This window comes from Chryseobacterium sp. RU37D (assembly GCF_900156075.1).
Classification (GTDB): domain Bacteria; phylum Bacteroidota; class Bacteroidia; order Flavobacteriales; family Weeksellaceae; genus Chryseobacterium.
In genome coordinates this window covers 22,525-46,609 of the sequence record NZ_FTMM01000023.1, presented here as the reverse complement: position 1 = coordinate 46,609, position 24,085 = coordinate 22,525, and the positions used below count along the sequence as shown (strand labels likewise).

22 protein-coding genes and 1 riboswitch are annotated in these 24,085 nt (G+C 35.5%); of the genes, 9 read left to right on the top strand and 13 right to left on the bottom strand.

What is annotated here, in order from left to right; genetic code table 11:
• Window position 1 precedes the first annotated feature (1 nt).
• The 3 genes from BW926_RS11310 to BW926_RS11300 form a co-directional block, all read right to left on the bottom strand.
• The gene (locus BW926_RS11310) at window positions 2–1,321 is read right to left on the bottom strand and encodes a serine hydrolase domain-containing protein (RefSeq protein WP_076447164.1); all 1,320 of its coding nucleotides are present in this window, start codon (window positions 1,319–1,321) and stop codon (window positions 2–4) included.
• A 218-nt stretch (window positions 1,322–1,539) separates the two neighbouring features.
• A complete protein-coding gene (locus tag BW926_RS11305; RefSeq protein WP_076447163.1) occupies window positions 1,540–2,334 on the bottom strand; it encodes a thymidylate synthase in 795 nt (264 codons plus the stop codon).
• Between the two features lie 119 nt (window positions 2,335–2,453).
• On the bottom strand, window positions 2,454–2,894 hold the full coding sequence (locus tag BW926_RS11300; RefSeq protein ID WP_076447175.1) for a hypothetical protein: 441 nt from the start codon (window positions 2,892–2,894) through the stop codon (window positions 2,454–2,456).
• Between the two features lie 260 nt (window positions 2,895–3,154).
• On the opposite strand from BW926_RS11300, the gene BW926_RS11295 reads away from it, so the two are divergent.
• Entirely contained in the window at window positions 3,155–4,087 is a 933-nt protein-coding gene (locus BW926_RS11295; protein ID WP_076447161.1) for a hypothetical protein, read from the top strand.
• Window positions 4,088–4,161: 74 nt separating this feature from the next.
• Here BW926_RS11295 and BW926_RS11290 read toward each other — a convergent pair whose 3' ends face one another.
• The 4 genes from BW926_RS11290 to BW926_RS11275 all read right to left on the bottom strand — a co-directional run bounded on the left by BW926_RS11290 (window position 4,162) and on the right by BW926_RS11275 (window position 8,189).
• A complete protein-coding gene (locus BW926_RS11290) occupies window positions 4,162–5,511 on the bottom strand; it encodes an alpha-amylase family glycosyl hydrolase (RefSeq protein WP_076447160.1) in 1,350 nt (449 codons plus the stop codon).
• A gap of 185 nt (window positions 5,512–5,696) precedes the next feature.
• Window positions 5,697–6,293 carry an IS1096 element passenger TnpR family protein gene (locus BW926_RS11285; protein WP_076447159.1) on the bottom strand — a complete coding sequence of 199 codons (597 nt, stop codon included), beginning with the start codon at window positions 6,291–6,293 and terminating at the stop codon, window positions 5,697–5,699.
• 132 nt (window positions 6,294–6,425) lie between these two features.
• Window positions 6,426–7,406 (bottom strand): sensor histidine kinase, encoded by a 981-nt coding sequence (locus BW926_RS11280; protein WP_410493257.1) that lies wholly within the window; start codon window positions 7,404–7,406, stop codon window positions 6,426–6,428.
• Window positions 7,407–7,511: 105 nt separating this feature from the next.
• The gene (locus BW926_RS11275) at window positions 7,512–8,189 is read right to left on the bottom strand and encodes a response regulator transcription factor (protein ID WP_076447157.1); all 678 of its coding nucleotides are present in this window, start codon (window positions 8,187–8,189) and stop codon (window positions 7,512–7,514) included.
• Between the two features lie 185 nt (window positions 8,190–8,374).
• On the opposite strand from BW926_RS11275, the gene BW926_RS11270 reads away from it, so the two are divergent.
• From BW926_RS11270 to BW926_RS11260, 3 genes are all read left to right on the top strand, one after another.
• Complete coding sequence (locus BW926_RS11270; RefSeq protein ID WP_076447156.1) at window positions 8,375–10,846, top strand: TonB-dependent receptor domain-containing protein; 2,472 nt, start codon at window positions 8,375–8,377, stop codon at window positions 10,844–10,846.
• Between the two features lie 24 nt (window positions 10,847–10,870).
• The gene (locus tag BW926_RS11265; protein ID WP_076447154.1) at window positions 10,871–12,082 is read left to right on the top strand and encodes a hypothetical protein; all 1,212 of its coding nucleotides are present in this window, start codon (window positions 10,871–10,873) and stop codon (window positions 12,080–12,082) included.
• A gap of 160 nt (window positions 12,083–12,242) precedes the next feature.
• On the top strand, window positions 12,243–13,406 hold the full coding sequence (locus BW926_RS11260; protein ID WP_076447153.1) for a hypothetical protein: 1,164 nt from the start codon (window positions 12,243–12,245) through the stop codon (window positions 13,404–13,406).
• Between the two features lie 216 nt (window positions 13,407–13,622).
• Here BW926_RS11260 and hemL read toward each other — a convergent pair whose 3' ends face one another.
• From hemL to BW926_RS11240, 4 genes are all read right to left on the bottom strand, one after another.
• A complete protein-coding gene (gene hemL / locus BW926_RS11255; RefSeq protein WP_076447174.1) occupies window positions 13,623–14,906 on the bottom strand; it encodes a glutamate-1-semialdehyde 2,1-aminomutase in 1,284 nt (427 codons plus the stop codon).
• Between the two features lie 89 nt (window positions 14,907–14,995).
• Window positions 14,996–16,054 carry a glucosaminidase domain-containing protein gene (locus BW926_RS11250; protein ID WP_076447151.1) on the bottom strand — a complete coding sequence of 353 codons (1,059 nt, stop codon included), beginning with the start codon at window positions 16,052–16,054 and terminating at the stop codon, window positions 14,996–14,998.
• 72 nt (window positions 16,055–16,126) lie between these two features.
• Window positions 16,127–17,035, bottom strand: a complete 909-nt coding sequence (locus tag BW926_RS11245) for a 1-aminocyclopropane-1-carboxylate deaminase/D-cysteine desulfhydrase (protein WP_076447150.1) — start codon at window positions 17,033–17,035, stop codon at window positions 16,127–16,129.
• 197 nt (window positions 17,036–17,232) lie between these two features.
• Window positions 17,233–17,559, bottom strand: coding sequence for a hypothetical protein (locus BW926_RS11240; RefSeq protein WP_076447148.1), 327 nt, complete (start codon window positions 17,557–17,559; stop codon window positions 17,233–17,235).
• A gap of 40 nt (window positions 17,560–17,599) precedes the next feature.
• Here BW926_RS11240 and BW926_RS11235 point away from each other — a divergent pair, with 40 nt between their 5' ends.
• Together BW926_RS11235 and BW926_RS11230 are read left to right on the top strand one after the other, a co-directional pair.
• Complete coding sequence (locus BW926_RS11235; protein ID WP_066441318.1) at window positions 17,600–17,782, top strand: DUF5522 domain-containing protein; 183 nt, start codon at window positions 17,600–17,602, stop codon at window positions 17,780–17,782.
• Between the two features lies 1 nt (window position 17,783).
• Complete coding sequence (locus tag BW926_RS11230) at window positions 17,784–18,311, top strand: DUF4136 domain-containing protein (protein ID WP_076447147.1); 528 nt, start codon at window positions 17,784–17,786, stop codon at window positions 18,309–18,311.
• A 281-nt stretch (window positions 18,312–18,592) separates the two neighbouring features.
• On the opposite strand, the gene BW926_RS11225 is transcribed toward BW926_RS11230, so the two are convergent.
• Both BW926_RS11225 and namA read right to left on the bottom strand, forming a co-directional pair.
• Window positions 18,593–18,877: a DUF2752 domain-containing protein gene (locus BW926_RS11225; RefSeq protein ID WP_076447145.1), complete on the bottom strand. Its 285-nt coding sequence runs from the start codon at window positions 18,875–18,877 to the stop codon at window positions 18,593–18,595.
• Window positions 18,878–18,890: 13 nt separating this feature from the next.
• On the bottom strand, window positions 18,891–19,943 hold the full coding sequence (gene namA, locus BW926_RS11220) for an NADPH dehydrogenase NamA (RefSeq protein WP_076447143.1): 1,053 nt from the start codon (window positions 19,941–19,943) through the stop codon (window positions 18,891–18,893).
• Between the two features lie 101 nt (window positions 19,944–20,044).
• Between namA and BW926_RS11215 the strand changes: the two genes are divergently transcribed.
• From BW926_RS11215 to BW926_RS11205, 3 genes are all read left to right on the top strand, one after another.
• Window positions 20,045–20,527: a cytidine deaminase gene (locus BW926_RS11215; protein WP_076447142.1), complete on the top strand. Its 483-nt coding sequence runs from the start codon at window positions 20,045–20,047 to the stop codon at window positions 20,525–20,527.
• A gap of 447 nt (window positions 20,528–20,974) precedes the next feature.
• Window positions 20,975–21,151: riboswitch (cobalamin riboswitch) on the top strand.
• 29 nt (window positions 21,152–21,180) lie between these two features.
• Complete coding sequence (locus BW926_RS11210) at window positions 21,181–23,007, top strand: TonB-dependent receptor plug domain-containing protein (RefSeq protein ID WP_076447140.1); 1,827 nt, start codon at window positions 21,181–21,183, stop codon at window positions 23,005–23,007.
• Between the two features lie 12 nt (window positions 23,008–23,019).
• Window positions 23,020–24,057 carry a hypothetical protein gene (locus BW926_RS11205; RefSeq protein ID WP_076447138.1) on the top strand — a complete coding sequence of 346 codons (1,038 nt, stop codon included), beginning with the start codon at window positions 23,020–23,022 and terminating at the stop codon, window positions 24,055–24,057.
• Window positions 24,058–24,085: the final 28 nt, after the last annotated feature.

The following is a 24,085-nucleotide window of genomic DNA, read 5'->3' as shown; positions in this document are numbered from 1 at the left end:
TTTATTCTTTTGTGAAAGTATTTTTTGTTCCTCCCTGAATGATTATGAACTGGTTTTTTGCAGTGAAAAATTCGATGACAATTTTGGCCGGATCAAATTTAAAGGTTGTTTGTGAAGTAGCTTCCAAAGGAAAATCACTTTGACCCGCGGCCTGTGCCATCAGTTTTTTATCCTTGATAAAGATATTAATTTTTAAGGGAATATCCGGGGATGAATACGTTCCCACATATTTCTGAAGCTCGTTTTCAGGAATTTCCAATGTTTTAAAACCTGGCATTTCAAAATCTTTTCCTGTAGCAGTTTCCAGCATTTTGATGGAGATCTCGTTCGTATCCATATCCGACTGGTTTGTGGTGAATGCTGCCGCTACTTTCAGGTCCGGAAAATAAAACAGGACCGAGCTGAATTTATCAATACCGCCGGTATGACCAAAGCCCCAACTGTTATCAAAAGGAACCTTCAATAATCCGAAACCGTAATTGTCTTTAAAATTTTTCATTTCTTTCAGGCTTTCCTTAGTGATCAGCTTACCGTTTTCGAGGCCAATAATGAATTTCAAAAGCTCTGTAGGCGTTGAAACAATACTTCCCGCTCCGCCCGGAATACTTATATCAGTTTCCGATGAAGCTTCATATTTGCCACCCACAAACTGGTAAGATTTTGCCTGGTTTTTCGATGTATCTATTTTTCCTCCGACTTCTGTTAATGTTAACTTCAAAGGCTTTGCAATTTTGTTTTTGATTAATTCTGTATAGGATTTTTTATACACTTTTTCAAGAATAAAACCTAGCAGGATATAATTTGAATTGCTGTATTCAAACTTTATTCCCGGATCAAAATCGCTTTTATATTTTTTTATGATATTGATTAAATCGTTCTGCGTCTGAGGTTTTGTATTGTATTGCCAATATTCCGGCTCATTGGTAAGGTTGTGAATTCCTGTCCTATGCTGCAATAAATTTTCGAGGGTAATTTTACTGGCATTAGGAATTTCAGGGTAAAAGTCTGATAATTTTGTCTGCAGTGAAAGCTTTTTTTCTTCCATAGCTTTCATCACCAAAACGGCTGTAAAAATCTTACTGATTGAGCCAATGCGATATTGTGTATTCATATTGGCTTTCTGTTGTTTTTCAACATCAGAAAATCCTACAACTTTCAGGAAGGTTGACTGGTTTTTATCCGCGAAGGCAAAGCTGCCCATCACTTTATGATATACAAACAGGGAATCCAGATAATTTCCAAGTTTTTCCCTTATATTATTCTGAGAAAAAGCAACGCTTGAAATGTTGATTACAGAAAGGAAAAGTAACTTTTTGAACATATTTTACTAAGATTTAGCCAATAGGTTGAAAAAATTCTATGAATGTTACAAAAAAAGCGAAGTTTTTAGGCTTCAATTATCCTTTATATTTAAGTCTAATTATCAAAAAATAATCTCCAATTTTGTCATTCCGGTAGGAATCTCGGCAAAATAATTTAAACCTTAGCTTAGATTCCTACCGGAATGACAAACTGAATAAACAACTTTCTCATTAAATTTTAAATTGCAACAGGCGCTTTAATTCCCGGATGCGGATCATAATTCTCCAGTGCAAAATCTTCAAAATTAAAATCAAAAATATTTTTGATCTCAGGATTTAATTTCATTGTAGGAAGCGGTCTTGGATCTCTCGAAAGTTGCTTCTGAACCTGCTCAAAATGATTATTATAGATATGAACATCCCCAAAGCTGTGAACATAATCTCCCACTTCAAGATCACAAACCTGAGCAACCATCATCAATAACAGAGCATAGCTCGCGATATTGAAGGGAACTCCCAAAAACACATCTGCACTTCTCTGATAAAGCTGTAATGAAAGCTTCCCATCTGCCACATAGAACTGAAACAATGCATGACAGGGAGCCAAAGCCATATCCGGGATTTCTGCTACATTCCATGCAGAAACGATAAGTCTTCTGGAGTCGGGATTTTTTTTGATCTGGTCAATTACTTCCGTAATTTGATCAACTATTTTACCGTCCGCGCCACTCCAGCTTCTCCACTGTGCTCCGTAAACAGGACCGAGATCACCATTTTTATCCGCCCACTCATCCCAGATGGAAACGCCGTTGTCTTTCAGATATTTAATATTGGTATCACCTTTTAAAAACCAAAGTAATTCATAAATAATTGATTTTAAATGCACTTTTTTTGTTGTTACCAAAGGGAAACCTTTCGACAGATCATATCTCAGCTGATATCCGAAAACGCTTCTCGTTCCGGTTCCAGTTCTGTCGGTTTTATCAGTTCCATTGTCCAGGATATGTTGTAAAAGTTCCAGGTAATTTTGCATTTTAAAGTAGTTTTATGGGTTCAAATTTAAAGAATCTAATTTAAAAAATGTGATAAAAAATTTATCCATCTCATGGACGTTTTCTATATTTATTTTCTTTCCTTATAATAGTTACATTATTACCATATTTCTTTAATTTTCTGATTGATATTGTTGATAGAGAAAGACTGACCTTTCATAAGTCCTGCCATAGCTTTTACTAAAGGTGATTTTGCAGAAATGGTCATTATTTTCTGATTATCAAAAATAAATTCTCCTACAGATACGGCAATATAGAACAAGCCTTTATCCGTCTTTACCAAAGCTCCGTTCTGTACTCTCGATGAGCTTTCGGCAGTTATTTTTTGAATTATTGCCTGCTGGCTTAAAGCTTCATTCAACTGTCTTTGAAGATTATTGATCTCCTGCTGCAGCATTTCTCTTCCCGTTTCATATTTGTCACCCATCGAACTTTTCGTATCATTATTTGAAGCTCTCGTATCAGCAATCAGAGCTTCAAAATTCTGAATTTTTTCGATGATCTTGGTCTTTACGATTTCTAATATGCTTGATTTATTCATAACTGCAAGTTTCATTTAGCAAAAGATCTCAAATGTATCATTTTTTGCATCAATTAAAAGCATCAATATAACGGATTAATTATTAGATAAAAAAAATAAGTTTAACAATATTTTCAATTAAAACATATAATCTTCAATCATAATTTAATATTTTAACACTAAAATAAGCATACTATTATTTAATTTAAATAATAATTATTAATGTCGAAATCCCATAATAAAGACAATTCTTATATTTGGCATAAATTTTAAAAAAAGTAATGACAAAAAAACTATTTATTATTTCATTGATCTCAGCATCAACGGCAATCTTTTCACAGGTAGGGATAAATGTTGAAAATCCCCATGTTTCATCAGCATTGGAAATTTCTTCAGATTCTAAAGGGTTTTTGGTTCCCAGACTTACTACTGCCGCAGTTAATAGCTTATCCGGTACAGCAAGCGAAGGCCTGATTGTTTATGACAAAGAGCAAAAAAAATTCTTGGGATGGAACGGTACAAAATGGGTAGATCTTGGCTTTGAAAGCTCAGGAAACGGAGGAAACCTACAAACAGGTGTTATCTTTTCACAAAGATTTGAGACGAGTGATTCTGTGAATTATACAACCGCAGGATTCGCACCATCAAGCTTTAATTTCACTTCAGGATCTACAACAAACTCAGATGCACCAGCCTCTGTAGCTTTATTTTCCGAAGGAGCAAGAGGCTTTGGATATTCAAATGCAAACAGTTCTGCTACAACATCTTATGTAGAATTCAATACCATTGATGCGTCTCCGTATACCAATAACATTACATTTAGTTTTGATGTAGCAGCATTTTCAATAGGAAGCACCGGAAATGGCATGGAAAATACGGATATTGTAAGCATCGATGTAAGTACGGATGGAGGCACCAATTACAATACAAAACTTACCCTTACAGGAGGAAACTCTTCCACAGCGACTAATGTAAGATGGGCTTTCACAGGTTCCGGAACAGGAACAAACAGCTATGCAGCGTCCGGAATCACAGTAACTTCTTCGAATACAAATACAGGGTCGGGAATAACATTAACCGGGGCTCAGGCAATTACAAAATTGTCTGTAACAGGAATTCCTAATTCCAGCCAGCTTAAATTGAGGATTGGAGTGAGAAATAATGCTTCCACAGAACTGTGGGTAATTGACAATGTAAAATTACAAGCATTTTAAAACAATAAAAAAAGCAGACTGTATTAAGTCTGCTTTTTTTATTGTTTTAACCAAAACTTTAATGATCTGGTATTTCATTTTTCAAAAACAGCAAAATCTGAAACTTTGAAATTAAAGCTTTTGCTACTATTAAAATCTCTTTTCATTTTGTCAAAAACATTGGTGAACGTTCCCGATAAGTGCTCATCTTTGATAGTGAAATCCACAGGTTCTTTGGACATATTTAAAACAACTAAAACTTCGTTTTTACCATTTTTTCTTACATAGGCCAGAACTTTATCATTGGATGTAGTGTTCAGCAAGTAGGTTATAACATTCGGGTCACCGCCTCTTAATGCAGGATTTGATGATTTTAAATTTAATAATGTTTTATAAAAATCTCCCTCCTGATAATTGTTTGTCCATTTTATAGTATCCTTTTCAAAAAACTCAAGGCGCTTCATATTTGGAAGTTCCTGCCCTGAATACAATAACGGAATGCCATTCCAGGTTGCCGAAAAAACAGCCATTGGCTTTGTGATAACCCCATATTTTTCGTACTCTGTTCCGTTCCATGAATTTTCGTCATGATTGGTGGTAAACCAAGCTCTCATAGACTTATCTCCTATTGCAGAATATTTTTTTAAAAGATCTGTCAGCTCACTGATCGGTTCATTTTTCTTGTAATAATCTTCGGATTTGTGCATCCATTTCCAGGAATAACTTGCATCGAAAACTTTTCCATAATCTGGGTTTTCCAGCTCGTCAAATTCACCAATCCAAAATAATGGCTTTATTTTTTCAACTTCCGGGCGGGCTTGTTCCCAAAAATCAACCTCAACCCAGGACGCAAGATCACATCGGAAACCATCAATATTAGTTTCTTTTACCCAATATTTCATTGCATCAATCATGGCAAGGCGCATTTCCTTATTTTTGTAATCTAGCTCTATGATATCATCCATTCCTGAGGCGCGATGAAAGTTTCCGTCAAGATCTTTTAGATAAAATTCCGGGTGTGTTTTTGTCCATACATGATCCCAGCCTGTATGGTTTGCAACCCAGTCGATAATTACTTTAAAGCCCAATCTGTGTGCTTCATTCACCATATGCTTAAAATCATTCAAAGTTCCGAATTCTGGGTTGATAGAAGTATAATCTGCTGCAGCGTACTGGCTTCCCATACTTCCTTTTTTATTGAGTTGAGCAATCGGGGTGATTGGCATAAACCACAATGTCTTTACCCCCATTGATTTCAGGCGCGGCATTTCTTTTTCAAATGCCCTGAATGTTCCTTCCTGTGTGTATTGTCTTAGATTAACTTCATAAATATTTGTGGTGTGCTTCCATTCTTTCGGTAAATCCGTCATATTTTTTTTCATTTTTTGAGTAGTACAGGAAACAATTCCCAGACCAATTACTACTAATAAAATTAATTTCTTCATTAATTTCGTTTTAACAAAAATAGGGATTGTATTTGAAAAAGTGAATGTGAATGGATAATTTTTATACTACTGGGTATATTGAACCTTCAAGATTTTTAAAATCTTGAAGGTGTATCTGAAATATGCTAAAAATTTTGCAAAAAACCTGAGCTTTCATTCAGGGTTGTATATTTTTCAGGTTTCGATTATCTTTCATCATCATTATCATCATCCTCATCAAAAACATCATCATTGTAATCTTCCTCATCATCATCAAAACTGTCATCATCTTCATCTACAAAGTTATTACTTCCTCCAAAGTCATCATCAAAAGTAAAATCTTCATCAAGCAGCGGCATAGCTGATTTCTTTTTTGATCCTCCGGCACTTCCGTTTTTACTAGGGGCCTTCAAAGGAACGTTTCCGAATCTATAAACCGTGATAGGATAATTCACTCCTTTTGTTTCTTCAATAATCTCCACAAGCTCGCAGAAAAACTCCCAAAGATCTAAAAGCCCGTATTGAAACTGCGCTTTATCTCCTATATTTTCGAAAGCTTCATCAATGTACACATCCGACATAATTTCGCCATCCCCATCGTCACTCATATCTTCCAACGGAACACTTTTTACTATCGTTCCGTCTTCTTCAAGCAGATTAAAAGTGGAAAGCTCGTCACCATGCAAGCTGAATGCACTTTTAATTCCCAAATGTAAGTTCCATAGCGTCTGTTTTCCTTTAACTTCGATATCTCGGAAAATATCTTCTTTCGCATCTAATATTACGCGGATTTTGTAAACCATTAGTTTTTAAATTACTTTTTTTGCCTTTTTAATTACGATAAATCTCTGTTGCAAATATAAAATAAATGAGATGTGACAAAAAAATATTTCAGGATTTTTTAAAATATTTTTTTTTCTTACATTTTGCAGAAATTATTTATTTTTTTCAAGCATAAAACTGAATTTTGTCCCTTCAAGGTAAACACTTTCTACGGTAATGTTTTCGTTGTGAGCCCCCAAAATATGCTTTACAATAGCCAAACCAAGCCCGGACCCCCCCTCTCTTCTGCTACGGCTGGTTTCCACACGATAGAATCTCTCAAAAATTCTTGGAAGAATTTCAGGCTTGATTCCCATCCCGTTGTCTATCACTTCTATTAAGACTTTGTTTTTAAGAATGCTTGTTTTTACGACTACTTTTGCTTCCTGCCTATTGGCGTAATGAATGGCATTAGAAATCAGGTTAATAAAAACCTGAGAAATCTTCTGCTTATCGGCTTCAACAAAAATTTGCGGATGTAGTGTCTGAATCTGTAAGGTAGTATTATGCTTTTCGGCCTCGAGATCTAAAAGGTCGAAAATTTCTTTGATGAGAAGATTAACATCAAATCTTGAGACAGTAAGATTAATTTCTCCGGCTTCCAGCCTGTTGATCATATCCAGGTCTGTAACGATGGCGATGAGTCTTTCCACAGATTTATCAATTCTTTCCAAGTATTTATCCCGAATGGTAAGATTGTCTACACCACCGTCCCGCAGGGTTTCAACATACCCTTGAATGGAAAATAAAGGTGTTTTAAGCTCATGGGAAACATTTCCGATGTATTCTTTCCGGTAGCTCTCCATTTCCTTCATCATATCAAGTTCTGTGACTTTCTGCTGATTAAGGTCTGAGAATCTTTCCCCTAATTCTTTAATGGTAATATTTTCATGCTCATTATGAACAATCTCTTGAGGAAGGAGCTGGGAAAGCCCACGAACCTGCTTTTTACCATAATAATTAAATAATAATTCCAATACTATATAATTAATGATAAAAATAAGGATAAGACATATAAAAAACCCAATTTTAAAGAATGGAGTTCTATAATAAATGTCCTTTAGTGAATCAAAAATGATTACTAGCAGGAACATCACCAATGTCAACAGACAAGAGGCGACGAGAGTAAGTCTGTAAAATTTCAATTTTACAACGTTTTTATTGGTTTAAATGTAAAGATAAGAAATCGAAATTGAGTATTAAACAATAAGTTTATACCCAATTCCTTTTAATGTCTGTATCGTGTTGATTCCTAATTTTTCTCTTAATCGTCTGATATGAACATCGATGGTTCTTTCTCCCACAATGACATCATTTCCCCAGACTTTCTCTAGGATTTCTTCCCTTTTGAAAACTTTTTCAGTGTTTGAAGCCAGTAAATACAGCAGATCAAACTCTTTTTTCGGAAGCAGGAATTGTTGTTCGTTTTTGGAAACCCTGAAGTTATCCTTATCAATAACAAGATCTCCGATCTCGATCAGCTTTGCATTGTCAGAGACCTGAGATGTGAGCTGTAATAAAGCGTTTACCTTAGAGATTAGGATTTTCGGCTTGATCAGTTTCACGATGTAGTCATTTGCACCAGCCTGGAAACCGGCCAATTGTGAGAATTCTTCACTCCTTGCAGAAAGAAAAACGATTAATGTCTTCTGAAGTTCTTTAACCTTGCGAAGCTCCTGACAAGTTTCGATACCGTCTTTTTCGGGCATCATGACATCCAACAAGATAAGATCAGGGATAATTTCTTTGGCTTTGTCGATACCTTCGTTACCGTTTGTGGCAGTGTAAATGTCGTAGCCTTCCTTTTCTAAATTGTAAGACAGAATCTCTAAAATATCCAGTTCGTCGTCTATTAAGAGGATTTTCTTTTGGTTCATTTTCAATTTTTACGGATCAAAGTTAATAATATTTTAATCACTGTTTAACAAAACGGATATCGTTCACATAAAGTTAACAATAATATTCTTTTCTTAATATTTAGTTAAGAAAAATTTAAATTTCGCTAAACCATTTACACTGCAGATTCTTTATTTCTTTGCACCGAAAGAATATAGTAAAAGAAATGAATTTTAGAAAACTGAGTATCGCAGTATTGTTTTTAACAACATCGGGAACTGTACTTTACGCTCAAGAAACCAAAAAAGACACTGCAAAATCTGAAAAGAAAATAGAAGGTGTTATAATTAAAGGATCAACTAAAAAAGGAACTGAAGCCAATCTTATTAATGTTCAGAAAAAATCTGTAGAAGTAATAGAACGGGTAGGTTCTGTACAGCTTGCTAAGCAGGGCGTGGGAGATGTGGCAACGGCTGTTACTAAGGCCACCGGGACAATAAAGCAGGAAGGAAGCGGCCAGATTTTCGTGAGAGGCCTTGGAGACAGGTATAACAGCACTACATTAAACGGATTACCCATACCGTCTGATGATCCGGAATTCAAAAACATTAATCTTGAGATTTTTAAAACTTCAATGATTGAATATATTTCTTTAGATAAAGTTTACAATCCTAGAATTCTTGGTGACTTCGGTGGAGCAAACGTAAATATTGTTTCTAAAGAACACACAGGAAAACCTTATTTTAAAATAGGTATAGGTAGCAGTATCAATCTTCAGACTTTTGATAATAATAATTTCAAAATACAGGATGGTGCTCCGGGCTTCTTCGGGTTTAAAGAAACTACTTTTAAGAAAGGAAATCCTTACCAGAATTATCCTTTTAACACAAAATGGAATTTCAAAAATGCAGACAACCCGTTCAATACAGACATGAATATTGAAGGGGGTGCTACTTTAGGAAAATTCTCATTATTTGCTTACGCAGGATTTGAAAATTCTTATGAGTACAGCAAAGGACAGGAAGGCTTTTACTTCGCTGAAAATACGCCAAATAAAAACTATACTGATGTAGAACGTTCTAATTATAAAACAAATACGACAGCCTTGGTTAATTTAGGATATAAATTCAATGCAAATAACAAAATCAGCTTTACATCGAATTTCATCCACTCTTCTGACCAATCTGCAAAAATCTATAAAGGATTCTCATATGATGTTGACAGAAATGTAATCATTAACAGAGGAGATAATAAAATAACAAGCACTTGGGTAAACCAGCTATTAGGTACTCATAAATTTAATGATACATGGAATGCGGATTGGGCAGTTGGCTATAATATACTAAACAGCAAAAGACCAGATCGTATGCAAAATACAATTGATGCTACTACAATGCAGCTTATTACGGGAAGCGCTATCAATAATCACAGATATTTTGATGAGCTGAAGGACAATACTGTCTTAGGGCATGCTTATCTTTCAAAAACTTTAGATAAATTCAAAATTACTTTAGGATATGACGGACAATATAAAGACAGAAGATTTGACTATACGACTATTGGTATGAACTTCAACCTTTCGCCTATCGTGGATCCTGATAATATTGATGCTTTTATCAATGCTTCCAACAACAGCATATTCACCTACCAGACTTTCCAGCCTAGCACAAAGCTGTTTGAGCCTTTCTATTATACTGTAAAACAGAATATCCAATCAGGATTAGCTAATGTAGACATTACTGTTTCTGAGAAGTTTGTTGTACAGATAGGCGGCCGTTTCGACTATATCGATATGCAGATGAAATGGCTTGACCCGATTGCATTAGATGGTAAAAAGAACAAACAATACAATAAATTTTTACCTGCTTTAAATGCTAAATACAGCCTTAATGATAAGCAGAACTTAAGATTATCATTCTCCAAAACCTATACTCTGCCTCAGGCAAAAGAGCTTATTCCAATTGCTTATTATGATGTAACGACAAATACCTATGGTAATCCGAACCTTTATCCTTCAGACAATTATAACGCTGATTTGAAATGGGAACTATTCCCTAAATCCGGAGAGCTGATGTCAGTAACAGCTTTTGGAAAATATATTCAGAATGCTATTGCAAGAACCAACTATGCGAGTTCTGCACCAAGTGATATGAGCTATTTTAATATTTCAGACTGGGGATATATTTTAGGGGCAGAGGTTGAACTCAGAAAGGATATTTATTCCTGGAGCAATTCTAAGATCTACACATTTATCAACGGGACTTATATGCACTCTCAACAGAAATTCAAATCCGAAAGCCAGATAGCAAAAGAAAACAGAGGAAAAACAATTGTATTTAATACTGATAAAGATGATATTCAGGGAGTCGCGGATTTCATTGCCAATGCGAATTTAGGGTACAGCTATAAATGGAGTAATAATCTAAATTCATTAGACTTCGTTGTTTCATATTCCAGAGTAGGCAAAAACCTTTATGCCGTAGGAACAACAGGCATCGGTAATTTCTATGAAGTAGCTAGAAACGTTCTTGATGCTAATTTAAACTTTTCATTAAATAAAATAGGAATTGGGGTCTCTGCTAAAAACCTATTAAACCCACACTATAAAATAGAACAAGAAAATACAAAACAAACATTCATCCACAAAGACTATACAAAAGGTCGACAGATTGGACTAAGCTTGTCATATAAATTTTAATAATTTAAATCTAAATAAAAAGTTATGAAAAAGACATTTTTAAACGCTGCTCTTTTCTTATCATTAACTGCTGCATTCTCATCAACTGCAATCTCTTGTAGCAACTCTGATGATGATTCATCAGACAGCATCTCCACAATTGACCCAAGTAACTTCAAGGGAAATATCGCCGCCGGAACTACCCTTACATTAGACCCATCAAAAGTATATACTATCACAGGCAGAGTATTGGTAGAAAATGGTGCAAACCTTATCATCCCTGCAGGAACAAAAATTACTGTAGCTGAAGGTGCAAACTACCTTATCGTTGACAGAGGAGGTAAACTTTACATCAACGGTACTGCTACAAGCCCCGTTGTATTTGAAGGTACTACTCACAAGCAAGGGCATTGGGGAGGAATCGTTCTTTTAGGTAATGCCCCTTCAAACAGAACTGCTGCCGGCACTTCTACTTCAGAACTAGGAGATATGACGTACGGTGGTACAGACAACAACGATAATTCTGGTGTAATCAAATATGTAGTAATCAAAGACAGTGGATTCAAATACAACCCAGAAAAAGAATTCAACGGACTTTCTCTTTTCGGTGTGGGTAGCGGAACTATAATTTCTTATGTATATGTAACAGACGGAGCCGATGATGGTGTAGAATGTTTTGGAGGAAGCCCTAATCTTGATCACATTGTAGTAACTGGGGTTGGAGACGATGGTTTCGACTGGACAGAAGGTTATAAAGGAAATGCAAACTACCTTTATGTAGCAAGAAAAAAACAATATCAAAACAATACTGAACCAGGAAACAGAGGTATCGAAGCAGATACTCAGGATACAAATGCCAATACAACCTTCGGAAACGGTGCTTCTAATCCTATGATCACCAATGCAACTTTCTTAGGAAATACAGCAGGATCTGAATCTCAGGGGTTAAAAGTAAGAGCCGGGTCTAATGGCCAGTTTGACAATATCGTTTTAGCAAACTACTCTACTGGTTTAGATTTTGAAACAGACAGAACTTTAACTTGGTTCCAAAGCGGATCTTATATTAAAAATATTAAATTCGTAAACATAACAACAAAATCTAAAGCTAAAAATACAGCCAATACAACCGTAGATATTTCAGGAGTTTATTCTGAAAATATAAATGCTTTAGGAGCAGGAAGTGGAACAGCTTTGCCAGATTGGGCCAAAGGATGGACAGGCCTTTCAAGCTATGATGTAGCAGATTCAATGAATTAATACAGTACAAGTTTCTTCATATCAAATATCAAACGGCATCGGAAAGTATTTCCGATGCCGTTTGATATTTGGCTGATAAATTATTAAATGTAAAAAGAAAATACTAATTTGGTATTCTCAAAATACAGATCTCAAAAAGGTTTATCAACAAATTAAAATTATGAAAAGAAATCATTTAAAAGTAGTAATTGCAGCACTTATTATTAGCTCTTCATTTGCCATAATCTCATGCAGTAAAGATGATGATAATATTCCTACCATACTTCCCGTAGGTATAGCTCAGGATCCTAATAATTTTAAAGGTGATATTCCTTCAGGACAGACCGTAACACTTAATCCCACAAAAACCTACGTACTTACAGGAAATATTAAAATAAAAGATGGCGGAAGACTCGTTATCCCCGCGGGAACAAGAATTGTTGCTACAGCAGGTGCTTCTTCCTATATATTAGTGGAACAAGGCGGACAGCTTTATGCTAACGGAACCAATGCCTCCCCTGTCTTATTCACATCTTCTGTAGCAACTCCTGGAAGCTGGGGCGGATTAGTCATTTGTGGAAAAGCTCCTGTCAACACCGGAACTTCCAACTCCTCAGAACTTGGAAACTCTCCATACGGAGGAACCTCAGATACAGACAATTCAGGATCACTCACCTATGTAAGAATTGAGTATGCAGGAGCAGAATTTGCTACAGGTAAAAAATTCAATGGACTTTCTTTATTTGCTGTCGGAAACGGAACAAAAGTACAAAACATAGCGGTTCTAAACGGTTCAGATGACGGAATTGAATTTTATGGAGGAACCGTAGCCGTTTCGAATATCGTTTCATTAGCCAATGCAGATGATGCTTTCAGCTGGACAGACGGCTGGGTGGGAACTGCAACCAATATTTATACTAAAAGAAAAGCTGACGGAACCGGAAATAATGGTATCAAAGGTATTAATAATGTAAATAGCTTTGACGCTTCTCCGAGATCAAACCCTTCTATTAAAAACATTACTCTAATTGGCGGAGCTACCGGAGATTCAAAGGCATTAAGATTACATTCAGGCTCCTATGCTACCATTGATAATATCATTACATCCAACTGGGCATCTGGTATAAGCATCGAAAGTGATCAGGCCGTAAGCTATTTTAACGGTCATAAAAAAATTACCAATGCCTTATTTGATGCTACAACCACTAAAGTTTCCCTGAAATCAACCGCGGGAACCAATATAGCAATTATAGACACCACGTACACAGAAAAAACAGATGCACCAGGTGCCGGAAACGGGGTTTTAACTCCGACTTGGGCAACAGGCTGGTCTGGTTTGCAGTAATTTTTTAAACACGAATTACATTAATTTAAACACAAATATTACGAAGATCTTTACAGGCAGTATTTATTGTCATTCTAAAAGAATCTGAATCCATATTATTATAAAACCCTTTCAAATTTAAAATTCTGAAAGGGTTTTGTATTTTTAAAGGATGATTATTTACAAAAGCTCTCATCCCTAAGAGTAATCGATTTTGTGAAATTCGTTTTAAAAAAATTAAGAATATTCAAATTTTCTGACAGCCTCCAGCGTCATATCAATCTCCTGATCTTTAATCGCATCACTTATGAAATATGTTTCATAGCCGCTTGGCGGAAGATAAATCCCATTTTGAAGCATTTGATGGAAGAAATTATTGAACAGCGCATGATTCGCTTCCTGAGCTTCATCAAAATTAGAAACCCTGTTTGTATTGAAAAATACAGACATCATTGATCCTTTTCTGTTGATTTTATGAGCAATTCCTTTTTCATTTAAAATTTTTCCAATTTCAAAATCCAATGTTTCCGTTGTTTTGGCCAATCTGTTGAAAAACTCAGGATCGTTTTTGATAATCTGTAACGTTTTTAATCCCGCTCTCATGGCCAAAGGATTTCCACTTAATGTTCCAGCCTGATAAACCCCGCCTTTTGGAGCAAGATAATCCATGATTTCATTTCTGCCTGCAAAAGCACCCACCGGAAGTCCGCCTCCAATCACCTTTCCGTAAGTAACCAAATCTGCTTTCACATTGAAAAGTTCCTGAGCCCCGCCGAAAGCCAGCCTGAAACCAGTCATTACCTCATCAAAAATTAATAAGGTTCCATTCTCGTCGCAGATTTTTCTTAATTTTTGAAGAAATTCATTTTCAGGAAGAACACAGCCCATATTTCCGGCAACAGGCTCGATAATTACGGCTGCAACCTCACCCTGATTATGTCTGAAAAGATCTTCAACCTGCTCAAAATCATTGTATCTTGCCAGTAAAGTATCTTTCGCTGTCCCTGCCGTTACCCCGGGAGAATTTGGGTTTCCGAACGTTGCCGCTCCACTTCCCGCTTTTATTAAAAAAGAATCTGAATGCCCGTGATAGCAGCCTTCAAATTTTATAAATTTATCTCTTCCCGTAAATCCTCTCGCTAGTCTGATCGCACTCATACAAGCTTCCGTACCTGAAGAAACCATCCTGACCTGGTTGATATTCGGGACATTTTCTGTGATGAATTTTGCGATTTCTGTTTCCAATTCTGTTGGTGCACCAAAAGAGAATCCTTTCCCGGCCTGAATTTTTAATTCTTCCAACACTTCAGGATGGGTATGTCCTAAAATTGCCGGCCCCCAGGAATTGATATAGTCAATATACGTATTGTCATCGGCATCTGTAAGATAAGCTCCTTTAGCAGACTTCATAAAAACGGGCACTCCTCCTACAGATTTGAATGCACGCACAGGAGAGTTTACACCTCCGGGAATGTATTTGTAAGCCTCATCAAATAAGGCAGAACTTCTTTGATACTTCATTTTTTGTTGATAATTGATTGTTGCTTGTTGATAGTTCAATCAGCAACATTAAAATGTTAACCAACAAACTATCAACATGTAACTATTTATTAGTTTCTGGGTTTTTTGTCAATTAAATAAATCAATTGTCCAGCGAAGGGTTTTTGCCCTTCATCCATTCTGTTTTTTGTGTATAATTTATTTAATTTAATTCCGAATTTTTGAGCGATATCATGCATATCCTCTCCTGATTCTGCCTTATAGGTAGGTGTATTTCCGTCTGAATTTTTGGATTCAAGGAAAATGATATCATTTTTGCGAAGAACATCACTTTTCAATTCGTTCCATCTCATCAGCTTATTTTCACTGATATTGAATTTGCTGGCAATGAATTTTATATTAGTATCTTCAGGAATTATAATATATTTTAAACCTTCGTTCGGGTGACTTTTAATTATAATTGAATTAAGAGTTTCTGCTTTTGTCTTAATTCTTTCCACCCTTTTTTGTTGTTGGGTGTAAGAAGTTTGTTTATAAGGTACTGTTAGCGTTATAGGTTCTTTTACTTTTTGGGTATATTTTTCAGGTTCAAGCTGTGCCATAAAAGTCCTGTCATCTTTAAGATCTGGATACATTTTCAATACGGCATACAAAACTTCTTTAGAATTAGTATCATCGAATTCATATAGTTTATACTTTTCGATTTTATCTATGAGAATAGAAGCGTAACGGGGATTTGTGGCATAACCTGCTTTTTTAAGTCCATATGCCCAAGCTCTATAATCTTTCATATTCAAATTGAAAAGATTCTGATAATATTTTCTTGTAGATAAGAATATAGAATGGTCTTCGTAAGACTGTCTTGGATCATCATACACACGGAAACATTCATTGGGAGCGTCATCGGTATGTTTCATTGTTTTTCCGGTCCAGTCTTCTTTACATTTGATCCCGAAATGATTTTTACCTTCCAGAGCGAGACGGCTTTGCCCGCCTCCCGTTTCCAAAAGCCCCTGAGCAAGGGTAATAGAAGCCGGAATTTTATATTTTTCCATCTCTTCTACTGCGTATTTTGCAAATTTTTGGATGTATTGATCTTCAGTGGCCCAGGTCTGAGCTGAGAATTTTGATAAAACTAAAAGGCTTACGAGTAAGAAAAGTCTTTTCATCTTATAATTTTTATGGTTTTAAAATGAAAGATGGAACACTAAGTGTTTCATTTTTTCAATTTTATTTCTGTATTAAATAATTAAATTTCTATTTTGTTTTTCTAAAAGCAGATTTGCTCCTTCAATCCCTTGTAATCCACCGGTGTGAAAGCACAAAACCCTGCTGTTCTCAGGAAAATAATTTTCATCAATTAATTCAAAAATCTTCTGCATCATTTTTCCTGTATAAATCGGTTCCAGCGGAATTCCGTAATCATCTTTAAAATCATTGATAAAACGAATATTCTCATCTTTTATTTTGCCATAACCCCCAAAGCATGAATCTATTAGATTGAAGTTTTTCTTTAAGGTTAATTCCAAAATTTTATTTTCCAGTGAAGCATCGTCAACAGCCTTAAAACCTATAACTTTCTGGTTATCTTCACAATATTTTGATATTCCGGCAATTGTTCCTCCGGTTCCAACGGCGGTGCAAAGATAATCAAAATCTTTTGTTTCGTCATTCAGCATCATTTTTACGCCTTCCAAAGCCTCTTTATTGGTTCCGCCTTCGGGAATGATAAGCGCTTCGGGAAATTCATTTTGTAAAAACTCGGTTAGCTTTTCTTTATGACGGTATTCTTCACGGGTAACAAACTGCAGATTCATTCCGTTTCTTTTGGCATAAAGCAAAGTTGGATTGTCACGCCATTTATTTTTTAATTCTTCTCCACGAATGATTCCCAACGTGGGAATCCCTGCTAAATTTCCAATCGCCGAAACGGCAGAAATGTGATTGGAAAAAGCTCCGCCGAATGTTATAATGTAAGGTTTTTTTGGTTTTTTTGCCAGATAATTGTTGATATTAAAAAAAAGCTTCCAGTATTTATTTCCCGAAATTTGATGATGGATCAGGTCCTCTCTTTTGATGAAAAGCTTTATAGTTTTATTGGCCGGGATTTCCTGAATGGGAATTTTTTCTGTCGGAAGCTGTAATATCATTCTTTAATTTATCATATGTGCAAAATTAATGATTTTTTATGTTCTTAATTTAATCAATTGATGTTTAGAACACTACAAACGTAGCAAAATAATTTTTGGTGTGTGTGTTGTGTATAGAATGTTTAATGTATTTTTTTAACCACTCCTTCAGAGGAGGGGAATTGTGGGAGTTTTACACAAGCTTATTCTTAACCCAACTACAAATATTTCCTAAAATTCCAAAATTTTCTTTTTTTGAGATAATTTAAATTAAGCTCATTCGCGTAGGCTTCTCTTTCAAAGGAAATTCTTTTATAGGCCTGGTAAGGATTTTTAAGCTTGAAAACCCAATAGTAATATTCGATGATGTAGAATAAATAGAAGAAAATAATCAGCATTTCTATCTGTTGTCTTAAATGGATCTTTTCGTGATTGATCAATACTTTATTTTTCTTATCTTCGGGTTTGCAAATGAAGATAAAAGGAAAGAGAGCGATGCCGCTTATTTTTAATTTTTTTAAAGGTTTTTGGCATACAATTATCATGATAACAAATATAAAGTTTTTTGACTTAGAGATTTAACCTATGGCACTTTTTGATATCAAAGAAGGTGAAGACTTTTACTACAATGAGCAGGGGTACAAGGTATTTACAGAAAAATTTCATCTGAAAAGAGGATATTGCTGTAAAAGTGGCTGTAGGCATTGTCCTTACGGATATGATAAAAAGACCGACACATTCATTAAAAACGATAAAAAAAATAAATAGAATGAAAAAATATATTTTTATTTTGTTAGCCGGGGCTACTTTAGGCCTTACATCCTGCAGCCCTTTTCAGGTGCGTTCTGATTATGCTGAAACTGCAAATTTTAATGCTTATAAAACTTACAAAATCAGGATTGACGACCTTAAGCTTAACGATATTGACAAAGACAGGGTTTTGAATGAATTATCGAGACAGCTTCAAAGCAAAGGTCTTCACTCGGGGGAAAATCCAGATCTGATTGTAAATGTAAAAGCCAACCACAAAAAAATCACTGATATTACTAATAATTCGCCTTACGGAATGTATGGCTGGGGAGGATCTTTCGGTTGGGGAATCGGAATGAGCAGAACATGGACAAGTAACTATAATGAAGGTGCATTGATCGTAGACCTTATTGATGCAAAAACCAACAAACTTGTCTGGCAAGGTATAGGAAGCGGAATTTCTGTGGACAGACCTCAGACAAAACAAAAGCAAATCCCAGAAATCATGGCGGAAATTATGAAAAATTATCCTCCACAGAGAAAATAAGATTTAAATTAATCAAGTATATAAAAGTCGATGCAGTTTTTTTGCATTGACTTTTTAGTTTTATTTCTTACGCCTTTATATTTTATAATGATATTCAACATTTGAAATTAGTTTTTTTTCTTGCACCTTCGTAATTTTCAGATTTTTGGAGATGCTATAATTGAAAATATTTTTTTAAATTTATATATATGGTTTTTTATCAATATAATGGAAATTTAATTTTAAAATTAAAACCTTCTCTTGTTTGAAGAAAGTTTTTATGTTTAATCTTAGGATCTAATTTATAAAACATAATGCTTATGGAAATATGAAATTAGCATTACCACAAAATTGACAGCTGCTAGGAAAGTCAAAAAAGTACCATAATTTCTTTTCTTATCAATAAAATTAAGAATCAAAACGACAAAAAACAGTAGCAAAGTGTACACAGCAGGAAACAATTGGAAAGCTTCTATAAATCTGCCTTCGAAAACCATTATTATTGCTCTCTGGCTTCCGCATCCAAGACATTCAATTCCAAAAATTTTCTTCACCGGGCATGGCAACATGAAATCTTCAGCTCTCATTCTTTAACTTATTTTAAATAGAAATTTTTGCTCTTAAATACTGATAGGGGAAAAAGCAATCTTCTCTCATTTCAAACGAACCCTGAACCGCGATGTAAGGATTCCTTAAGATTTCCCTTGCTATAAAAATTAAATCAGAATCGCCTTTCTGTAGAATTTCTTCCGCCTGGTTAATTTCGGTAATTAGGCCGACCGCAGCGGTTTTAACCCCAGCATTATTTCTCACTTTTGAAGAAAAAGGAACCTGATACCCTGCATGAAAAGGAATTTTTGCCCCATGAATATTTCCTCCGCTTGATACATCTACAAGGTCTACGGAATGATTTTTTAAAATTTTAGCTAATTCTACACTATCATTAATATCCCAACCATTTCCAGCATATTCTGTTCCGGAAATCCTTACAAATAAAGCAATATTTTCATTCAGTTCTTCATTAACTGCATCTACAATTTCAATCAAAAACCTGATTCTGTTCTCAAAGCTTCCGCCGTATTCATCTGTTCTGATATTGGAAAGCGGTGATAAAAACTGGTGAACCAGATACCCATGCGCTCCGTGAATTTCAATAACATTAAAACCTGCTTTTACCGCTCTTCTTGCTGCATTTTTAAAATTCTGAACCTGTTCTTCTATTTCCTCAACCGTCAGTGCATGAGGGATTCTTTCTGTAGGATGATAAGGAATCCCGCTTGGAGCAATAGTCTCCCATCCATCTTCAATGGGGATCTGAACATTGTTCCACGTTGAGCCCTTCCTTCCCGAATGAGCCAGCTGAATCCCTATTTTACTTTCAGAATTTTCATGGATAAATTCCACAATTTTCTGGAGCTTTTCTGCCTGCTCGTCATTCCAGATTCCCATGCAGTGGTTGGTAATTCTTCCGCGAGGCTCCACACCCGTTGCTTCCACCATAATTAAACCTGTCCCGCCCTGTGACCGGCTTCCGTAATGTACAAAATGAAAATCATTCGCAAGACCATTTTCACAAGAATACATGCACATTGGAGACATCACCCAACGGTTTTTCAGCTCAACATTTCTGAATGTAATTGGAGTATATAACATTTGATTTTGATATTAAATTTAAATTTTTTGAAGAATAAAGAAATATTGCTCACTTCATGAAAAAGAAGTAAATTTATCCCCCTTTTTTTAATCCACAATATATGAAAAAAGAAACTCAAATCAGTTACGAATATTTTAAGAATAGTAGTGAATTGAACGATATAGAAAAGAAATTACTCGAAAAAGCAAAACAGGCCCGCGAAAATGCGTATGCTCCGTATTCACAATTTTTAGTTGGATGCGCAATTCTGCTTGAAAATGGTGAGATTTATTCCGGGAATAACCAGGAAAATGCAGCTTTCCCCTCAGGTCTTTGTGCTGAAAGAACCACCTTATTCTGGGTAGCGGCCAACTTCCCAGATGTGAAAATAAAAAAGATCTTTGTAGTAGGGGGGCCAAAAGAGTTTCATGAGAAAAATCCGCCGATTCCGCCTTGTGGAGCCTGCAGACAGAGCTTAATGGAATATGAAACCAAACAAAACGAAAATATTGACCTCTATTTTTCAAGTATGAATGATGAAGTCGTGAAAGTGCATGCCATAAAGGATTTGCTGCCATTTTATTTTGATGCTACTTTTTTGTAGTGATTTTTTTGTGAATGGTGAATTTTGCTTTGCAAGTGAATGATGAATTTTAAATCTAAAAAAATTGACAAGCAAAGCAAACTGACGGCTCACAATTGACTTTGAATTAACCTTTTAAAACCACCCCGTTGAAAATTCTCCTGAATTTTCGACACCCCTCCGGAGGGGGAAATTGTGACTGTTTCATTTTTCTTGATATAAAAAAGGCTGCCATTTCTGTGGCGGCTGAGGCTCCCGAAGCCGCCTAACCTGCTACCCTAGCCCTGATTGCAACGAAAATCCCGCAGTGGAGCGGCGGAGCCTTTCAACAGGTTCAAGACAGGCCAAGGTGAAGCCGCGTAATGAGGAATTGCAGTGGAAAGCAGGTTCCCGGCTCCTAAAAAGATGACATGGTTTAGAAAAACTTTAATCATTTTCATGTTTTTTGGATTTTCAGCTTAATAATTTTATCTTTGCAAAAATTTTGGTTTCCAATCATTTGGAATGAAAAGGGAATTGGGTGAAAATCCCAAACTGTCCCCGCAACTGTAGATCGCAAGAAAAATTTCTACGAAAAACCACTGTGAAAACGGGAAGGTGTAGATAGCGAAAGTCAGGAGACCTGCCAAAATCTAACCACAAAAATATTGCTTTCGGAGGAAAAGTAAAATAGAATGGATATAAAGAGATCTTTAGTACTGCTTTTTTCGTCTTACGGTTGTTTTCTTTTCGGGCAGGAGAAAACGATTGACACTGTATACATCTTTGATAATCAAATGAAAAGGGCTAAACTCTTTCATAAAGTCAATACCCTTACACCAAAAGATATTGAGAAAAATTCTACCAATCTTTCCGAAGCTTTACGTTTCCAGTCACCGGTTTATATTAAAGAAAATGGCCGCGGCGCTGTTTCATCACCATCTTTTCGGGGGACAAATGCCACCCATACAGCTTTTGTCTGGAACGGGATTAATATTAACTCTACTTTTTTAGGTCAGGGAGATATCAACAATATTTCTCTTTACGGGTATGATGAGCTGGAAATAAAAGCCGGCGGAGGAAGCGTTCAATATGGCAGCTCAGCGATTGGAGGAAGCATCCATCTGAATAATAATCTTGACTTTAATAAAGGTTTTAAAGGTTCTTTTTTTTCTGAAGTGGCTTCATTCAGAACTTTCAATAATTTTGTAAAGGCTTCTTTCAGTAATGAAAAATTCAGCTTTAAAGCTTCCGGCAATTATTCGATCAGTAAAAATGATTATGAAGTTCCGGAAAAGGAATACATCAATAGAAACGGGCAATATTATAATACATCGATCAATATCGGAGCTTCTTATAAAATTGCGACTTCACAGACCATTTCGTGGCAGAACCAGATTTTTAATGGGTCGCAGCACTACCCTGTTTTTGTAGAAAACGGCAATAAAACAAAATATAATTCACAAGCCTTTAGAAGCCTGCTTTCTTGGGATATTAATAAAAATAATCTTTCCAACAGCCTTAAAGCAGCTTATACTGAAGATAATTTTCAATATTTCGGGGATATTGCAAAACCTAAAGAAAGCGGTGCCGCCGGGAAGAATTATATTTTTAAGAATGATTTTAATTATTTCCTAAGTCCAAAGTTCAATGTCAATATCATTGGAGAATTCCAGATCAATAAAGGTGAAGGTTACCAGACAGGTTTTGAAAATATCAGCAGAAACATAGGCTCTGTTGCAGGATTACTAAGGTATTTTGTGACGAAAGATTTGCGTTTTGAAGCAGGAGCTAAAAAGGATTTTGTGGAAGATATCAAATCTCCGTTTTTATATTCTTTTTCCGGGAAATGGGATGCTTTACAATGGTATCATGTAGGAGCCAATTTTTCAAGGAATTTCAGATTTCCTACTTTCAATGAGCTTTACTGGCAGCCTGGCGGAAATCTCAACCTTCTTTCTGAAACCTCCACCAATTTAGATATGGATCATGAGTTTGGTTTTGGTGACTTTAAAATTATTTTAAGTCCGTATTACATGGATATTAAAAACTATATCAGCTGGCTTCCGACACCTTATGGCTATTGGGCTCCGGTGAACACTTTTAACGTGAAATCTTATGGGCTTGAATCTCAGGTTTCATTCAATAGAACCTTCAGGAAAAGCTTTTTGAAGGCCAATATTGGATATACCTATTCAAAATCTATTGATAAGAAAACTGAAAATCAGTTAATGTATGTTCCTATTCATAAGGCTTTTGGAAGTATTGATTATGGATATGATTTTCTGAAAATTTATGTTCAGGGGCTTTTCAACGGGTTTACGTATACAACTACCGATGAAAAAAGAGCCGATGCGATTAATCCTTATTTTGTAATGAATGCAGGAATTTCAGCAACACTTTTAAAAAAATATACTTTAGGATTTAAAGTAAATAATATCACAAATACTGTCTACGAAACGGTTTCTTATTACCCAATGCCGAAAAGGAACTACAGTATTCACGCAACCCTGAATTTTTAAATAAAAAATAGTATGAAAATAACTAAACTTTTGACAATTGCTTTTGCATCAGCTTTACTTTTTACGATTTCTTGTAGTAATGATGGTGAATTAAACCAAGAATCATATTACGGAAACGGTTTTCTGATCGCCAATGAAGGAAATTTTGGAAAACCCAATGCTGATGTAACTTTTATAAGCGCTGACCTGAATATGAAGCAGGACAATATTTTCACCGGAAACAATGGAAATTCAAACTTAGGAGACGTTTTGCAGACGATTGCTTTCAGGGATGATCAGGCTTATCTTCTATTAAATAATTCCAACAAGATCCAGCTTGTTAACCGTTACAATTTTAAGAAAACAAGAGAGCTTACTGCCCAGCTGAATTCTCCAAGATACATGGCTTTTGCCAACAATAATATTTATGTAACCAACGATAAATTCGGCGGTGATAAATATGTGAGCATTTATAAGACTTCTGATTTATCTTTCGTTAAAAAGATCAGCTTTACTGATAATGTTGAAAGAATAGTGGAAGTGGGGAATAATATTTTTGTTCAAAATGCATCCTATGGTATCGGAAATAAAATCTCCTATATCACAACCTCAAACAACGAGGTACAGTCTACCATCACAGTTCCGAACGGGAATATCAACAAGATGATCGCAAGCAACCAGACTGTTTACGCTATTGCTGCGGGAACGGCTAATTCTTATATTTACCAGATTTCCAGTACGGGAATCACAAAAACGTACACATTGACAGGTATTGACAATGCAACCAATCTTGAGATTGAAAACGGTAAGTTCTATTTTTCTTCAGGAAATAATGTGTATGCAATGGATCTAACAGCTACAACACCTCCGGCAGCACCTCTGTTTACGGTTGCCAACAGTGTTGATCCTTATTCTAACCTATACGGATTTTCTATTGTAAATGGTAAAATTTTCGTATCTGATGCGAATGGATTTACGGAAGACAGTAAAATAATGGTTTACACCACTACAGGATCGCTTATTAAAACTTTTACAGCAGGGAAAGGTTCTAACGGAGTTTTTGGGAACTAAAAATTCAATATTTTGTGTATTGAGAAAC

What these genes read in the sequence shown, in the direction of transcription:
- BW926_RS11310 (WP_076447164.1), bottom strand. Translation starts at nt 1,321, where the DNA reads ATGTTCAAAAAGTTACTTTTCCTTTCTGTAATCAACATTTCAAGCGTT.
- BW926_RS11305 (WP_076447163.1), bottom strand. Translation starts at nt 2,334, where the DNA reads ATGCAAAATTACCTGGAACTTTTACAACATATCCTGGACAATGGAACT.
- BW926_RS11300 (WP_076447175.1), bottom strand. Translation starts at nt 2,894, where the DNA reads ATGAATAAATCAAGCATATTAGAAATCGTAAAGACCAAGATCATCGAA.
- BW926_RS11295 (WP_076447161.1), top strand. Translation starts at nt 3,155, where the DNA reads ATGACAAAAAAACTATTTATTATTTCATTGATCTCAGCATCAACGGCA.
- BW926_RS11290 (WP_076447160.1), bottom strand. Translation starts at nt 5,511, where the DNA reads ATGAAGAAATTAATTTTATTAGTAGTAATTGGTCTGGGAATTGTTTCC.
- BW926_RS11285 (WP_076447159.1), bottom strand. Translation starts at nt 6,293, where the DNA reads ATGGTTTACAAAATCCGCGTAATATTAGATGCGAAAGAAGATATTTTC.
- BW926_RS11280 (WP_410493257.1), bottom strand. Translation starts at nt 7,406, where the DNA reads ATGTTCCTGCTAGTAATCATTTTTGATTCACTAAAGGACATTTATTAT.
- BW926_RS11275 (WP_076447157.1), bottom strand. Translation starts at nt 8,189, where the DNA reads ATGAACCAAAAGAAAATCCTCTTAATAGACGACGAACTGGATATTTTA.
- BW926_RS11270 (WP_076447156.1), top strand. Translation starts at nt 8,375, where the DNA reads ATGAATTTTAGAAAACTGAGTATCGCAGTATTGTTTTTAACAACATCG.
- BW926_RS11265 (WP_076447154.1), top strand. Translation starts at nt 10,871, where the DNA reads ATGAAAAAGACATTTTTAAACGCTGCTCTTTTCTTATCATTAACTGCT.
- BW926_RS11260 (WP_076447153.1), top strand. Translation starts at nt 12,243, where the DNA reads ATGAAAAGAAATCATTTAAAAGTAGTAATTGCAGCACTTATTATTAGC.
- hemL (WP_076447174.1), bottom strand. Translation starts at nt 14,906, where the DNA reads ATGAAGTATCAAAGAAGTTCTGCCTTATTTGATGAGGCTTACAAATAC.
- BW926_RS11250 (WP_076447151.1), bottom strand. Translation starts at nt 16,054, where the DNA reads ATGAAAAGACTTTTCTTACTCGTAAGCCTTTTAGTTTTATCAAAATTC.
- BW926_RS11245 (WP_076447150.1), bottom strand. Translation starts at nt 17,035, where the DNA reads ATGATATTACAGCTTCCGACAGAAAAAATTCCCATTCAGGAAATCCCG.
- BW926_RS11240 (WP_076447148.1), bottom strand. Translation starts at nt 17,559, where the DNA reads ATGATAATTGTATGCCAAAAACCTTTAAAAAAATTAAAAATAAGCGGC.
- BW926_RS11235 (WP_066441318.1), top strand. Translation starts at nt 17,600, where the DNA reads ATGGCACTTTTTGATATCAAAGAAGGTGAAGACTTTTACTACAATGAG.
- BW926_RS11230 (WP_076447147.1), top strand. Translation starts at nt 17,784, where the DNA reads ATGAAAAAATATATTTTTATTTTGTTAGCCGGGGCTACTTTAGGCCTT.
- BW926_RS11225 (WP_076447145.1), bottom strand. Translation starts at nt 18,877, where the DNA reads ATGAGAGCTGAAGATTTCATGTTGCCATGCCCGGTGAAGAAAATTTTT.
- namA (WP_076447143.1), bottom strand. Translation starts at nt 19,943, where the DNA reads ATGTTATATACTCCAATTACATTCAGAAATGTTGAGCTGAAAAACCGT.
- BW926_RS11215 (WP_076447142.1), top strand. Translation starts at nt 20,045, where the DNA reads ATGAAAAAAGAAACTCAAATCAGTTACGAATATTTTAAGAATAGTAGT.
- BW926_RS11210 (WP_076447140.1), top strand. Translation starts at nt 21,181, where the DNA reads ATGGATATAAAGAGATCTTTAGTACTGCTTTTTTCGTCTTACGGTTGT.
- BW926_RS11205 (WP_076447138.1), top strand. Translation starts at nt 23,020, where the DNA reads ATGAAAATAACTAAACTTTTGACAATTGCTTTTGCATCAGCTTTACTT.